This is a genomic window from Mycoplasma sp. P36-A1, assembly GCF_049478495.1.
GTDB lineage: Bacteria > Bacillota_I > Bacilli_A > JAJDGJ01 > JAJDGJ01 > P36-A1.
Genome location: NZ_CP168083.1, coordinates 506,941 through 521,667, shown reverse-complemented (window position 1 = coordinate 521,667; position 14,727 = coordinate 506,941). Strand labels below are relative to the sequence as shown.

The 14,727-nt window shown below is 26.8% G+C and carries 14 protein-coding genes; 5 read left to right on the top strand and 9 right to left on the bottom strand.

The genetic code is table 4. The annotated features are described in order from the left end of the window. Window position 1: 1 nt before the first annotated feature. From ACD762_RS02315 to ACD762_RS02305, 3 genes are all read right to left on the bottom strand, one after another. Complete coding sequence (locus ACD762_RS02315) at window positions 2-979, bottom strand: hypothetical protein (protein WP_423364250.1); 978 nt, start codon at window positions 977-979, stop codon at window positions 2-4. A 12-nt stretch (window positions 980-991) separates the two neighbouring features. After that, window positions 992-2,050, bottom strand: coding sequence for a peptidylprolyl isomerase (locus ACD762_RS02310; protein ID WP_423364249.1), 1,059 nt, complete (start codon window positions 2,048-2,050; stop codon window positions 992-994). Between the two features lie 70 nt (window positions 2,051-2,120). Then, window positions 2,121-4,220: an ATP-dependent helicase gene (locus tag ACD762_RS02305; protein WP_423364248.1), complete on the bottom strand. Its 2,100-nt coding sequence runs from the start codon at window positions 4,218-4,220 to the stop codon at window positions 2,121-2,123. A gap of 357 nt (window positions 4,221-4,577) precedes the next feature. Here ACD762_RS02305 and ACD762_RS02300 point away from each other — a divergent pair, with 357 nt between their 5' ends. The 5 genes from ACD762_RS02300 (at window position 4,578) to ACD762_RS02280 (ending at window position 10,060) form a co-directional block, all read left to right on the top strand. After that, window positions 4,578-6,176 (top strand): LCP family protein, encoded by a 1,599-nt coding sequence (locus ACD762_RS02300; protein ID WP_423364246.1) that lies wholly within the window; start codon window positions 4,578-4,580, stop codon window positions 6,174-6,176. A 188-nt stretch (window positions 6,177-6,364) separates the two neighbouring features. Further along, window positions 6,365-7,552: an aminotransferase class III-fold pyridoxal phosphate-dependent enzyme gene (locus ACD762_RS02295; RefSeq protein WP_423364245.1), complete on the top strand. Its 1,188-nt coding sequence runs from the start codon at window positions 6,365-6,367 to the stop codon at window positions 7,550-7,552. Beyond that, window positions 7,545-8,000 carry a hypothetical protein gene (locus tag ACD762_RS02290; protein ID WP_423364244.1) on the top strand — a complete coding sequence of 152 codons (456 nt, stop codon included), beginning with the start codon at window positions 7,545-7,547 and terminating at the stop codon, window positions 7,998-8,000. Before ACD762_RS02295 ends, ACD762_RS02290 begins: the two co-directional genes overlap by 8 nt. 107 nt (window positions 8,001-8,107) lie before the next feature. Then, window positions 8,108-9,592 carry a helicase HerA-like domain-containing protein gene (locus tag ACD762_RS02285; protein ID WP_423364242.1) on the top strand — a complete coding sequence of 495 codons (1,485 nt, stop codon included), beginning with the start codon at window positions 8,108-8,110 and terminating at the stop codon, window positions 9,590-9,592. A 189-nt stretch (window positions 9,593-9,781) separates the two neighbouring features. Further along, window positions 9,782-10,060 carry a hypothetical protein gene (locus tag ACD762_RS02280; protein ID WP_423364240.1) on the top strand — a complete coding sequence of 93 codons (279 nt, stop codon included), beginning with the start codon at window positions 9,782-9,784 and terminating at the stop codon, window positions 10,058-10,060. A gap of 43 nt (window positions 10,061-10,103) precedes the next feature. Here the strand turns inward: ACD762_RS02280 and ACD762_RS02275 are convergent, their stop codons facing one another. The 6 genes from ACD762_RS02275 to ACD762_RS02250 form a co-directional block, all read right to left on the bottom strand. Beyond that, window positions 10,104-10,478 (bottom strand): metal-dependent transcriptional regulator, encoded by a 375-nt coding sequence (locus ACD762_RS02275; RefSeq protein ID WP_423364239.1) that lies wholly within the window; start codon window positions 10,476-10,478, stop codon window positions 10,104-10,106. A 140-nt stretch (window positions 10,479-10,618) separates the two neighbouring features. Continuing rightward, window positions 10,619-11,248 carry an ABC transporter substrate-binding protein gene (locus ACD762_RS02270; RefSeq protein WP_423364237.1) on the bottom strand — a complete coding sequence of 210 codons (630 nt, stop codon included), beginning with the start codon at window positions 11,246-11,248 and terminating at the stop codon, window positions 10,619-10,621. Between the two features lie 11 nt (window positions 11,249-11,259). Then, window positions 11,260-11,571 carry a hypothetical protein gene (locus ACD762_RS02265; protein WP_423364235.1) on the bottom strand — a complete coding sequence of 104 codons (312 nt, stop codon included), beginning with the start codon at window positions 11,569-11,571 and terminating at the stop codon, window positions 11,260-11,262. Between the two features lie 20 nt (window positions 11,572-11,591). Then, on the bottom strand, window positions 11,592-12,344 hold the full coding sequence (locus ACD762_RS02260; protein ID WP_423364233.1) for an ABC transporter ATP-binding protein: 753 nt from the start codon (window positions 12,342-12,344) through the stop codon (window positions 11,592-11,594). Between the two features lies 1 nt (window position 12,345). Continuing rightward, on the bottom strand, window positions 12,346-13,320 hold the full coding sequence (locus ACD762_RS02255; protein WP_423364232.1) for an iron chelate uptake ABC transporter family permease subunit: 975 nt from the start codon (window positions 13,318-13,320) through the stop codon (window positions 12,346-12,348). Further along, on the bottom strand, window positions 13,295-14,371 hold the full coding sequence (locus ACD762_RS02250; protein WP_423364231.1) for an ABC transporter permease: 1,077 nt from the start codon (window positions 14,369-14,371) through the stop codon (window positions 13,295-13,297). Before ACD762_RS02250 ends, ACD762_RS02255 begins: the two co-directional genes overlap by 26 nt. Window positions 14,372-14,727: the final 356 nt, after the last annotated feature.

Sequence of the window (14,727 nt, the reverse complement as noted above, 5' to 3'; positions counted from 1 at the left end):
ATTATTTTTCCTCCTTTGCTGCATCATCATAATTAGTTTTTATTGCTGCCATTGCCATATTGTATGTTTTTTGATCTTTACTATTTGGAAAAGTAATTTTGGCACCACTTCTTAATTTATATAAGAAATAATCATCCATATATGAATTTGCTTCTGTAGCTTGTTCGTATTGTAAATCTCTTAATCTTTCTTTACTTGCTTCAAAGCTAAGTCTTTCATCATTGTTTGATTTATAGATAAAATAATATTTATCTTCATCAACAACAGGATCTTTAGTAAACTCTTTGTATTTTAAAGAATCTAATTTAGCTAATACTTTATCATCAACATCATCTCTACTAACACTTTCTTTTTTACCATTAGTAATTGTTGATTCATCCCCTGGGTATTCTTTTGCTAGAGTTGTGAATGTTTCTTCTACATTTTCTGCTGTTACTGTACTTAGTGTTTCTTTTATTTTAGCAACTGATTCTTTTAGTTTTTCTTCATCATTATCAAATAATGTTTCATCTAATTCAACTACTGTATATGAAACTAACTCCCCAGCTTTTTTATCATACAACGCTTTTAAAGAGGCATCATTAACAAATTCTTTGTTAAATTGATCTTTGGCATATTGTTCTCTTTGAGCTGATAAAATAATCCCAGCTTTTAATACTAATTCATCCATATCTTTTACATCATATTGTGAAAGTATATCTGGATTACTTTCTAAAATAGTCTTTTTCTGTGTTTCTACTTTTTCTTTTACTTTATTATTTTTATCTATACTATAATTTGCTGCTAGTAATTGTGAATCTATTAAATCAAAAAAGCCTTCACCTTTACTATCTATTTTTGCTTGATTAAATATTTCTGTTTTATTTACTGATTGATCTGCCATCGTAATTAAAGCATCACTAGCTGCATTTGCACTAGAACAAGCACTTAACCCAACCAATAATAGACAGCTTAAAGATAATTTATATAATTTTTTCATTTATCTTTCCCCCTAGTATCCAAAGTCGTATCCGCTTGAAGCATTGTTTGGATCAAACTGTTGATAGTTTACTCTATTATCGATTACACTTGATGCATATTCTTTTGAATAAGCATTATCATTAAATGATATTTTATTATCAGATCTAAATAAATCTAAGACATATTTTTCAACATTTGTATTTTCTGTTGAATATATATCATATAATTTACTAGCAACTTGTTTTTCTAATTCTTCATATGTTTTCTTTGCTTCTGAGTATTTAATCATTACTATTTCATATCCATTTTCAGTAGCAATAACTTTACTAGCTTTGCCATCTTCTAATGAAAATGCTGCATTTATTATACCTTTATTTAATCCAGCTTCCCTTGCTGAATTTACATTGTATTTTCCTAAAGAACCATTATCATTTATTTTATTACTACTATATTTCTTTACTGCATCTTGAAATGATATTGTTCCTGCATTTATTTCACTGATAACTTGTTCTGCTGTTTTTAATGCTTCAGCTTTAGCTTTTGAAATTGTCTCTTCATTACCATAATCAGCTGCAGACACTGCAGGAGATATTAAAATGTTAAAAATTTCTCCAGTACCTGAAAAATAATTATCATAGACATATTGCATTTGAGCTTTTGAAAATATTGCTTTTTCTGCTTGATCAATTGCAGCTAATTTTCTTAGTGCTGCTAATCTAATTCCAGAATTTTTAATATATTCATCTTTATTTGTTGCACTATATATTTCATATTCCTTTGCCATTGTACTGTCTGAAGATTTTGCTGTTTCTTCTGCTTCTTTATATTTATCATTAACTACTGCTGCTAATCTTGAATCATCTTTGTAGATTTGTTCAAGAACTTTTGTATCTAACACCTCTAATGCTGGTGTAAACCCTGCATTTAATTCTATTGCATTGTATAAATCTAAAGATGTTTTTTTATTCCCATTTACTGTAAGTACTTCTTTATCACCATCTGTAATAGTTGTATCATTTTGTGCATAAATGACACCTGTAGCTAAACTAGCTATTACTAGGCCTAAAGTAACTTTATTCTTTAAAGTCATCACAATTCCTCCTCGTTTGTAATAATCACTCTTTATTATAACATAGCATTTTCGATAATTTAACTGTTTTTTAAGCTTTTTCTATAAAATCTAGATTCATGTGTTTAATTCCTACATTTGCTTCAAAGGCTATTTTAGCAATGTTGTCATTAACTTCAATAATAACACCCTTTTTAAATATCGGATGTATGACTTTATCGCCCTTGTTAAACTCTTGCTTTTCTTTCATGTTATTCTTTCTTTTTTTCATCATTTCCATTTCATTTACATTAGTATGTAAATGTAAATCCTGTTTATATTTACCTTCTTTATCTAAATGTTCATTATCTATCTCTTTTACAAAAACACTACTTGAAACATTAGTATAGTTATTTTGATTCATACGATGAGATATTAAAAACAATTGATTTTTAGCTCTTGTAAATGCAACATATGCTAGTCTTCTTTCTTCTTCAAAATTTAATCTTTCCATTGAATATGAACTTGGAAATACTCCATCATTTAAAAAGACCGTAAAAACGTATTTATATTCTAAACCTTTAGCAGCATGCATTGTCATTAAAGAAACTTTAGGACTATCTTCTTTTTCATCAGTGGTATCTAAGCTAACACTTTGTAAAAAATCACTAAGACTTAAATCAATAGTTTGAGCATAATTTATAAGCTCTTGTACATTATCTGCTCTTTTTTGATATTCAAAACTTTGAAAATTATATTCATCTAGTATATTAACACTATCATTTATATTAACTAGCATACTGAATACTTCTTCATTACTTTCTTGTTGCTGTTTTATAATATCGACAAATTCAGCCAAACTTTTTTCTTGTGTTTTACTTAATTTTATTTCAGACAAGTTATTTTTTAATGCTTCAAACATACCAATTTTATTACTTCTAGCATAATTAGTAATTTTTTCAATTGCTTTTGGACCTATTTTTCTTTTAGGAACATTAATAATTCTTGTTAAAGCTAGTTCATCTTCATTATCAATAACTTTTAAATAAGAAATGAAATCTTTTATTTCTTTACGTTCATAAAAGCGAGTTCCACCATATATTTTATAATCTATATTCATTTGAGTTAATTTTTGTTCAAATACTCGTGATATATAATTTGAACGATATAATATCGCAAAATCATTATAATTTACTCCATCATTATTAGCAATTATTTCATTAATTTTTTCAGCAACATAATTAGCTTCTTGCTCAGCTGTATCGGCTACAAAATGGATTACTTTATCTTCACTATCTAATGTTGGAATTAATTTCTTTTCAATTCGATTATCATTGTTTTGTATTAAATCATTTGCTATATCTAATATATGTGAATATGAACGATAATTATATTCTAATTTTATTGTTTTAGCATTTTTAAAATCTTTTTCAAAATTCATTATATACTCTATTTTAGCACCTCTCCAAGAATATATATTTTGATCTGGATCTCCAACAACAAATATGTTTTGTTCTAAGGCTAGCATTTTAACTAATTCATATTGTTGTGAGTTTGTATCTTGAAATTCATCTACCATAATATAATTAAAACGATAACGCCACTTTTCTAAAATTACTGCATTTGTTTCAAATAACTTTACAACTTTTATTATTAAATCATCAAAATCTAAGTAGAAATGTTCTTGTAAATATTTTTCGTATTTATCATAAAAAATATCATATACTCTTTCTAAGTTTTCATCTAGTTTTTCTAAGTTATATTTATTTTTTTTGTTAGATATATATGATATTATTGCTTTAACTTTAAAAGTTTCTGCATCATATTCTAACTCTTTATTAATATCTTTCAAAATGGATTTTTGATCATCAGGGTCAATAATATTAAAATTATTAGGATAACCTAACATATTTATATCTTCTTTTAAAACTCTTAAGCAAAATCCATGAAATGTTGCTACTACTCCTTTAAAATCACTTTGCTGATCGCCAAGCAAGTCATATACTCTATCTTTCATTTCAGTTGCTGCTTTATTTGTAAAAGTAATAGCTAAAATCTTATTTGATTTTACTTTTCTTTCTTGTATTAAGTAAGCTATACGAGTTGTTAGTACTGCGGTTTTACCTGAACCTGCTCCTGCAATTACTCTGATATATGGATCTGTTGAAGTTATGGCATCTTGTTGTGCTTTATTAAAATGTTCTAAATTCATATTATTTATTCACCCATCCTAACCCTAAAAAGGCTTCAGTAATGTAAATCATAGCTCCTATTACTACTAATAAGGTTACAACTACTATTTTTTTCAAATTTATATTCAAAATTCTCAACTCCTTATACTAATTATACTATATTTAGCTGCTTAATAGTTACATTGCATTAATAATGTTTTTTTATGACATTAACTATTTATAATATCTTTATAACTACTAAAATATGCCTTTTGAATCTGTAGTTATTAAGTTTTTTTTACTAATGTAAATACAAATATGCACTTATAATGTACAATTAACAAAAATAGATACACATTATAAGTCTATTCTTGTATAATACTTAAAGGGAGGTAGTTATGCAAACTAATAAAAAATTAAAGATAGCCATACAAGTCGTTTTGGTTGTAGCATCACTGTTAACAATAGCAAATGTATTTTACACATTCCCATCTTTAAAATTCACTGTTATAAATAAGGTAATTATACTAGCATTCTTTTTATTGCTAATAAATATATTGGTTGCTTTCTTGTTAAATAAGTTCAATAATACTACATGGAAAAATGTTCTTGGAGGTATACTTATTGTTCTAGTTGGTTTTGGAATTTTCAAAGGAAATGAATTCTTGTTAAATTATAATAATGCTTTTGCTGCTATGAATACAAGTGGTGTTTATCGAACAAGTTTAGTTACTGATAAAGATTCAACTATTTCTAGTGTTGATGATATTACTAAAAAAACTAAAATTGGTATTCAAAATATTAAATTTTATGAAAATGGTTCTTTAGCTTTAGCAAAAGTTAAAGAGTTGAATAAAACTGATAACATTAAACAATATCCAACTATTTCTGATGCTTATAAAGCTTTAGAAAAAGGTGAGATTGATTTAATGAGCGTTAAAAGCTTAGCTGATGAGGATTTATTAAAGGTAAATGCTCAAGCAGTTAGTAATATGAAAGAAGTCGTTTCTTTTGAAGAAACTGAAGCTGCAAAAACTGTTAGTACTTCAAAAGATATTACAACTGAACCTTTTACTATTTTAGTATCTGGAATTGATAGTAGAAGTTCTGATATTAGTGATGTATCTAATTCTGATTCAAATGTATTGGTTACCTTTGATCCAACTACTGGTCGTGTAACTACTTTAACTACTCCAAGAGATTCTTATGTGCAAATACAATGTGGTGGCTATGGTTATGATAAATTAACTCACGCAGCTGCTTATGGTGGGACTAGTTGTGTTAAAAAAACACTTGAATCTATATATGATATTAAAGTTGATTATACTGTTAGAATTAATTTTGTAGGTGTTATTGATATTATTGATGCTTTAGGTGGTATCGATGTTGATGTTCCTAAAAACACTGCTAATGTAGGCGTAGAAAAAGTCTGCGAGCAAAATTCTAAAGGTAAAAAGGACACAATGTGTTGGGAAGAAGGAAAAGTAAACCACTTTGATGGTGAGTCTGCTTTAGCCTTTGCAAGAAATAGATATAATCAAGATGGTGGCGATTTCTATCGTGGCCGAAATCAACAAATTGTTATTGAAGCTATATTAGAAAAAGCTAAATCAATTAACAATATTGACACTATTAATAATTTATTAACAGGTGTTTCTAAGAACATGAGAACTAATCTAACTAAAAATGATATTATATCTTTATATGAAATCTTAGTTGGTTTAAACAATGGTATTTCAATTGAAAAGTTATATATTGGTGGTGGCACTGGAATGGTCAATGCACAATCTGTAGTATATCCTTCTGTTGATGATATCAGTTATGCTAGTTATCGTATGAAAGTTTCTTTAAAGAAAGCTTACCCTCAGTTTCCAACTACAAATTATTCTGTTTCAGCAATAAAACCAGATAATAGTGATGGAAGTAATGCCTTACAAACGGAAAAGACACCATTTAATGGAACTTTTAAAAAATATGTTGAATCTTCAACAAAATAATTTTTAAATAAAGTTGTACTCTATAGAGTTGCAACTTTTTTTATTTTTCTAAAAGGATAATTTTATTATTAGCATTACTATCATAACCATGATTAATTATGTTTATAATTAGTAATAGAATCAAGTTTATTTAATACAATTATTATTTTATATATGCTATAGTATTAGATAAGAAAAGAGGTTTTTTTATGGATAGTAGTATGAAAAATGAATATAATAAATACCTTTTACCAATAATTAATAGTGATGATTACATAATCAAAAGTGGTAAGGGACTATATTTAATAGATGAGTATGGTAATGAATTACTCGATTGTAATGGTGGACAGTTTTGCACTATATTTGGACATAGCAATGAATATTTCAAAGAAATATTGGAAAAGGTAAATAATACTCTAGTACATACTAATGTATATAGTTACTCTTTAAGTGTTTTAAAGGCTTCTAAGCAATTAGATTCAATAATGCTAGGATTTAATCCTCGCTCTATTTTTCTATCAACTGGTTCAGAGGCAATTAATTTTTCTATTAAATATGCTAGACATTACACAAAAAAGAAAATGGTTATAACTAATGATCATAGTTTTTTAGCTATTAGTAATAATTTTGAAAAGAATTTATTTAGCACAATTACAACACCTTTAAACTCTAGTGATGTAGCTGCATCTTTACAAGAATTTGAATTATTAGCAAGTTCTAATCAAGTTGCTTGTTTTACTATTGAGCCTATTATCAGCATGGGTGGTATGCTTTTTTTACCACAAGAATTTTTTGTAGGTTTAAGAGAAATTTGTAACAAATATCATATTTTATTAATATTTGATGAAAGTCAATGTGGTTTTGCTAGAACTGGCAAATGGTATTATTATCAACAAATAAATGTAGTACCAGATATTATCATTTCAGCTAAAGGTGTAGGAAATGGTTATCCTGTTAGTGTAGTTAGTGTTAATGCAAATTTTGTAAATGAACAAGATCCTATAGCAACTGCTTCTACTCATCAAAATGCACCATATGCTGCATCAATAGTAAGTGCAGGTATTGATTATATTGAAAAAAATAATTTATTAAATAACAACTTAGATAATGGTAATTACTTTTTACAAAAATTAAAAGAGTTATGTTATCATAAAAAGCTATTTAATAATCCTCGTGGATTAGGTTTAATGTGTGCAATTGATATAAATAATACCAACTATCAAGTAATATTTAATGACTTAAAAAATTATTGCCTAAGAAATAATTTAATTATTAATGGGACTTCTAAGGGTAAAACTATTCGCTTTATTCCTCCATATACTATTAGCACTAAAGAAATTGATTATATTATTTCAGTATTAAATGATTATAATGAAATGGAGCTAGCACATGAATAACAAACAATTTCTTAATGATTTAAACCTAGTTGAAGCTTTTACAAAATGCTTACCACAAGCTACTTATCAGTTTGCAGTTATGTTAGCATCTTACACATTAAAAGCTACCCAGTTTAGGGATAGAAATAACTCTTATATAAAAGAAGCAATTGCTGCTGCAAACTCATATATTCTAAATAATGATTCTTTAGCTGATATTGATAATGCTATAGAAAATGTGTATAAGCTTGAAAATGAAGCTTTAGATAAAGCAGAATTATATACTATTAAAACTTTAGCAACTTGTTTAGAATCTTTTAGCAATAATGAAAAAATTATGTTAGCTTGTGAATATGCTATTGAAGCTATTTCCTTAAAATATGATAATGATAGCTTTAAACTTGATAATTTACAAAGGTTTATAAAAAACACTGCAAACAATCTAATATTAAAATATATTTATCAATAAAATATTCTATAATCTAGAATATTTTTTGTTTTATCTAATTTAGGACTTTTTTAATATATAAATGATATTATTTATATATTAAAGAAAAAAAGAGGGGTTTGTTATATATGTATTTAGAAAATGAAAATCAAATTATGTTTGCTATGGCACAAGATCCTATACTATTAGATTTAAGTATGGCTAATAGACATGGACTTATTTGTGGAGCAACAGGTACTGGTAAAACTATTAGTTTACAAGTATTAGCTGAGTCTTTTTCCAAAGCAGGCGTTCCAGTATTTTTAGCAGATATAAAAGGTGATTTATCTGGTATGAGTGTTGCTGGTGAAGCCAGTGAAAAATTAAATGAACGATTAGCTAAAATTAAAGTTAATGATTTTAAGTTTGAAGCTAATAGTGTTTCTTTTTGGGATGTTTATGGAAATGATGGTACTGCTATTAGAAGTACTATAAGTGATTTAGGACCAGATTTACTAGCTAGAATTTTACAACTTAATGATGTTCAAACTAGTATTTTAAAAATTATTTTTAAAATTGCTGATGATAAAAAAATGTTATTAATTGATATGAAGGATTTAAAAGCTTTACTTACATATGTTAAAGATAATGCAGATTTATTTGTTAATGATTATGGTTTAGTATCTAAGCAAAGTGCAGAGGCTATTTTAAGATACTTAGTAAATTTAGAAGCAAGTGGTGCTGATGAATTTTTTAATGATCCTGAAGTTGATATCAATGATATTTTAACAATAAATAACGCTGTTGGTATGGTTAATATTTTAAATTGTACTAAATTGATTAATTCACCTTTATTGTATTCTACCTTTATGTTATGGTTGTTAACTGAACTATATGAAACACTACCTGAAGTCGGTGATTTAAGTAAGCCTAAAGTAGTCTTTTTCTTTGATGAAGCTCACTTATTATTCAATAATGCTTCATCTCAATTAATAGATACTATTTCACAAATTATCAAGCTAATTAGATCTAAAGGTGTTGGTATCTTTTTTATAACTCAGAATCCTTCAGATATTCCTGATAGCATTTTAGGCCAATTAGGTAATAAGATTCAACATGCTTTACATGCATATACTGAAAAAGAACAAAAAGGTGTTAAAGCAGCTGCTATGTCTTTTAGAGCTAATCCTGAATTTGATACTGCTACTAAAATTAATGAGCTTGGAACTGGAGAGGCTATAATTTCCTTTTTAGATGCTAAAGGTATTCCTCAAATCAGTCAGTTTGCTACGGTTTTACCTCCACAAAGTAAAATTGGAGTTGCAGATCAAAACATAATCAATAATATAATTATGAGTAATCCTTTATATGCTAAATATAAAGATGTTATTGATAATAACTCAGCTTTTGAAATGATAAAAGCTGAAAATGAAAATAATGAATTAAAACTTCAAAATGAAAAACTAAAAGAACAAAATTCTCAAGAAGAATTGAAACAACAAAAAAAATTAGAGAAAGAAAATACCAAGAAACAACAACAAATGAATAATACTATTAATAAATATCTTGGTAAAATTGGAAAAGAGATTACTAATTCAATAATTAGAGGCTTTTTTAATACTAGAAAAAAATAATTTTCAATTGACATACATATAAGTATTTATATAGTATTTAGCTTATATTTGTCCAAATATACATATTTTAGATAATGGTTTGAATTATTTGTGTTATAACTTTTATATAGGCAATGTACTAGCTTTTTTAAGCAATTAAGTGTTATTATCATTTTACATCTAAAGAAAAAGTGTAGGAGGATATTACATATGCATGATATTGAAACAAATATGGAAAGTCTAAACTTTTTTTCAGCAATTCATAATGAGAAACTTGATTTTTATTGTATTCATAAATTAAAAGCATTCTTTAAAAATCATTTTAATGTAAGTCATTATATTTCTAGTATTAAACATAAGAAAAGTTATGTTATTAGGTTAGAAAAGTGTACTTATTCAAAAATTGTCGTTTTGAAAAACGATTCATTAAGGCATTATCCAATCAAAGCAGCAATCATTATGTTTTTATGGAAAAAGCAATTTGTTTAAAATATAAAAGACAATAGTTTTATAAGCTATTGTCTTTTATATTTTATTCATGATTTTTAATATATGTTTCTTTTAATTTTTGAAAGCTTTCATCACTTATATCATGTTCAAGCTTACAGGCATCTTGTTCTGCTAATAGATCATTTACGCCACATTTTATTAGCATATTTTTAAAGAATGTATGTCTTTCAAAAATTTTATCTGCTTCTATCAAGCCATTAGAAGTGAATTGCAAATAACCATTTTCATCTGTTTCTATTAAGTCTCTATTTTTCAATTCTTTGACTGCAATTGAGACACTTGGCTTTGAAAAACCTAAATATCTTGCAACATCAATTGACCTAACAGTACCTTTTTCTTTAGCTATTCGATAAATAGCTTCAAGATAATCTTCTAAAGATTTCCCTATAGCCACCATTAAAACCACCTTTTTTAATTATTAGTATATGTATACTATATCACATTAAAGTATTATACAATAATAATTTGTTATGTAAGTGTGTATTTTGAGTAAATATTAAAAGTAGCGCCTTAAAATGGCGCTACTTTTACAATTATTTATCCTAAAGCTTTTTCTAAGTCTTGAATCATTATATCAGTTGATGTAATACCGCCTGATACTAGATACCAAGCTGCAGGGTTTAGATAAAATATTTTATTATCGATTGAAGCTTTTGTCTTTTTAACAAGAGCATTATTCATTACTTCTTCTGCAAGCTTTGCACCTTTAGCATTTATTGCAGAATCACGGTCTAAAGCAAATATATATTCAGGATTTTTTTCTACAAGTAATTCAAATGAAGATTCATTTCCATGCGTAGAGTTAATGTTTTCTGCTAGGTTAGTAAATCCTACTTCATTCATTATTAAAGAAGCACGACTTTCATTTCCCATTGTATTAAATGATGAATTTGTAACCATTCCTGCAATTGCATTTTTACCTTTTGCTTTTGTTGCAAGAGCTGCAATTCTTGTATCAAAGCTATCAGTTAATTTTGTAGCTTCATCTGTTTTATTAAATATTTTTGCGACATTCACTACATTATCTTTTGTACTTTTAATTACACCTTTATCATAATCAGTACTCAAATATATTACTGGTGCAATTTTTGAAAGACTATCATACTGATCACTTAATCTTCCACCAATAAAGATGATATCTGGATTAATAGAAGATAATGCTTCCATGTCTACTTCTTTTAATGTTCTAAATCTTTAATGTTATCATTTTCATTATATTTTTTTAAATATTCAACTTGTGATCCTTTTGGCATACCAACTACTCTATCAGCTAAATTCCAAGCATCTAACATATCTAAAACTGCAAGATCTAGTATCGCAATTTTTTGAGCATTGTTTTTAACTTCTATATCTACTTCTTTTCCTTCTGCATTTAGTGTTTTTACACTAACTGTTTCTGCTTCATTTGTAGTTGTGCTTGAATTTGAGCAAGCACTTACTCCTATTGCTAAAATAATTGCTGCTAATAATGCTGTGATTTTTTTAAACATTTTTAATGTTCTCCTTATTTTTAATAATATATAGACATTGGCTTTCCATCAATATCAAGAATTTCAAAATCAACATGATAAATGTGTGATAGTGTTTCTTTATTGATTACTTCAGACACTTGTCCAAATTTTGCAACCTCACCATTTTTAAAGGCACAGATATAATCTGAATAAAAAGCTGCATAATTTATTTCATGTAAGACCATGATTACTGTTTTATCAAGATCATCACATAATTTTCTTACTAATTTCATCAGTTTTGTTGCATGGTAGATGTCTAAATTATTAGTTGGTTCATCTAATAAAATATAATCTGTATCTTGTGCTATGACCATTGCAATGTAAGCTCTTTGTCTTTGCCCACCTGATAATTCATCAATAAATCGATCTTTAAATTCATCTAATTCCATATAATTTATTGCTTTATCGATTATCTCTTTGTCATGCTTATTAATATATGAACCACTGTGTGGAAATCTTCCAAACGCTACTAATTCTTTAACTGTTAACTTCATAGTTATAGAATTTGACTGTGTTAGTATTGCTAACTTTTTTGCTAGTTCTTTACTTTTCCAGTCTTTTATCTCTTTACCTTTAAAATGAATTGCTCCTTCTTCTGTCTCTATCAATCTTGATATCATACTCATTACAGTTGATTTACCAGCACCATTTGGACCGATAAATGCAGTTATCTTTTTCTCTGGTATTTCAATATTGACATCATTTACTACTGTTTTGTTATCATATCTTTTAAATAAATTACTTATTTTCATTTTAGTATGCCTTTCTTTGTTTTAATAATAAATATAGAAAATAACAACCACCTGCTACTGAAATAAAAACACTTATTGGCATTGAATAAATATATATTCTTTCTACAACTGTCTGCGCTACCACTAAAACAACAACTCCTATAAATACACATCCTGCAATTAAATAACTATGTTTATATGTTTGTAGTAATTGTCTTGATAAGTTAGCAATTATTAATCCTAAAAATGATATTGGTCCTACTAAAGCAGTAGCAACTGCTATGTATAAGGTTACTCCAAGCAATAGTTTGGTAATTGTCTTATCAAAATCTACACCTAAATTAATTGCTTGATCTTTTCCTAAGGCTATTACATCTAGAAGTTTAGTCTGTTTTCTTAATAAAAATGTTATTACTACTAAAGCTACTATTGATATTCCTATTAAATTTGAATTTATATTTGAAAAGCTGGCAACTAGTGATGATAGTAAAGCATCATATTCATTTGGATCCATTACTCTTATCATTGAAGATTGTATACTTGTAAAAAATGAAGCTAAGATGGTTCCTGTTAATAAAACATATAAGACATTATATTTTGTCTTTTCAAAAAGGTATTTATATATTACTGTTGCAACTACTCCCATAAGTATTAAATCAAGTAGAAATGATATATTAGCATCTCTTGCAAATATGCTTTGTGATCCTAAAAAGAATACTACTGATGTATGAATTAATGTATATAATGAATTCATTCCTAATAAACAAGGTGTTACTATAGTATTGTTTATTATTGATTGAAAAATAATTGAGGCTTTTCCAATGGCATATGCTACTATAGCCATAACTATTAATTTAGGCATTCGCAATGACATTGCATATCCTATTTGACTAGGATTTAATTTATAGAAAGTATATGCTAAACAACTAATAAAAGATACAGCTATCAATACCGCAATAATACGGTTATTTTTACTTTGTAATATTTCAATATTCATTGTCTAGAATCTCCTTGTTTTTTAGTTTCAATACTTTAGAATTTTTTCTTTCATTTAATACTATAGATATTGATTTGTTTCCATATCTTAATCGATAGAATAGTAGTGCAACAAATATGACACTTCCTAGAACACCGACAATTAAATCTATTGGTAATTCATAAGGAGCAATTAAAGTACGACCTATAATATCGCATATTAAGACAAATAGTGCTCCAGCTAATGCTGTATCGATTAATGTTCCTTTTAAGTGATCACCTTTATACATTGATACTAAATTAGGTACTATTAAGCCAATATATGATATGCTTCCAACTATTACTACTATACTTGATGTTAACATTGCAGCTATTGCTAATCCTACAAATAAGATAACCTGATAATTTACTCCTAAATTTTTTGAGAAATCTTTTCCAAGTCCTACTATATTAAAGTGATTGGCAAAAACAAAGGCGATTATTAAAAGTGGTACTACTAAAAATACTATTTCATAACGATCTTTGATTATTAATGAAAAGCTACCAGTAAGCCAAGTTGCTAATGCCTGTGTCATTTCATATCTAAATGCTATAAAACTTGTAATTCCCCCAACTATATTTGAAAACATAATTCCTACAAGTGGTACCATTACTATTTCTTTAAATTGCATTTTTTGAATAAACCAAACAAATATTAATGTTCCTATTAGTGATGCAATAAATGCTAATATTGCTCTTGAAACTATCGTAGAATTAGGTAGAAATAGTAATGCTAATAGTATTCCTAATTGAGCTGATGAAATTGTAGCACCTGTTGATGGGGATACGAATTTATTCATACACAACTTTTGCATTATTAAACCTGCAACACTCAATCCCATACCTGTACATACTATGGCCAATAATCTTGGTAATCTAGATAATATAAGCATTTCTAATTGTACTGAATCATTTCTTTTTAAAACATCTATGATATTTACTTCATAAACTCCAACAAATAATGATAATACTCCTATTATTATCAATAAACCTAATAAGCTTATACTAGTTTTATAATTATTAATATAACTCACTCCTTGCTTTGCATTAGTGTATCTAAACTGAACAGTTAGATATAACTAACTATATTTGATTTTATCAGTTTCTTATTTAAAGTCAATATAAATATGATTATTATATATATTTACTTAACTTTTTAACTCATTATTAATAACTGTATAACACTATATTAAATATGTTCTTGATTATCTCTAATTTTTAAGTTGAATTGGTTTTATTTATATTATATATGTGTTGTTTACACACAAAAAAAAGACTTTGGAAATAAATCCAAAATCTTGTTTTTTGTAATCGTATATAATTAACGTTTTGGGAATTGAGGTCTCTTTTTAAACCCTTATTTGATGGGCTTTTTGGCCGATTGAAGTAT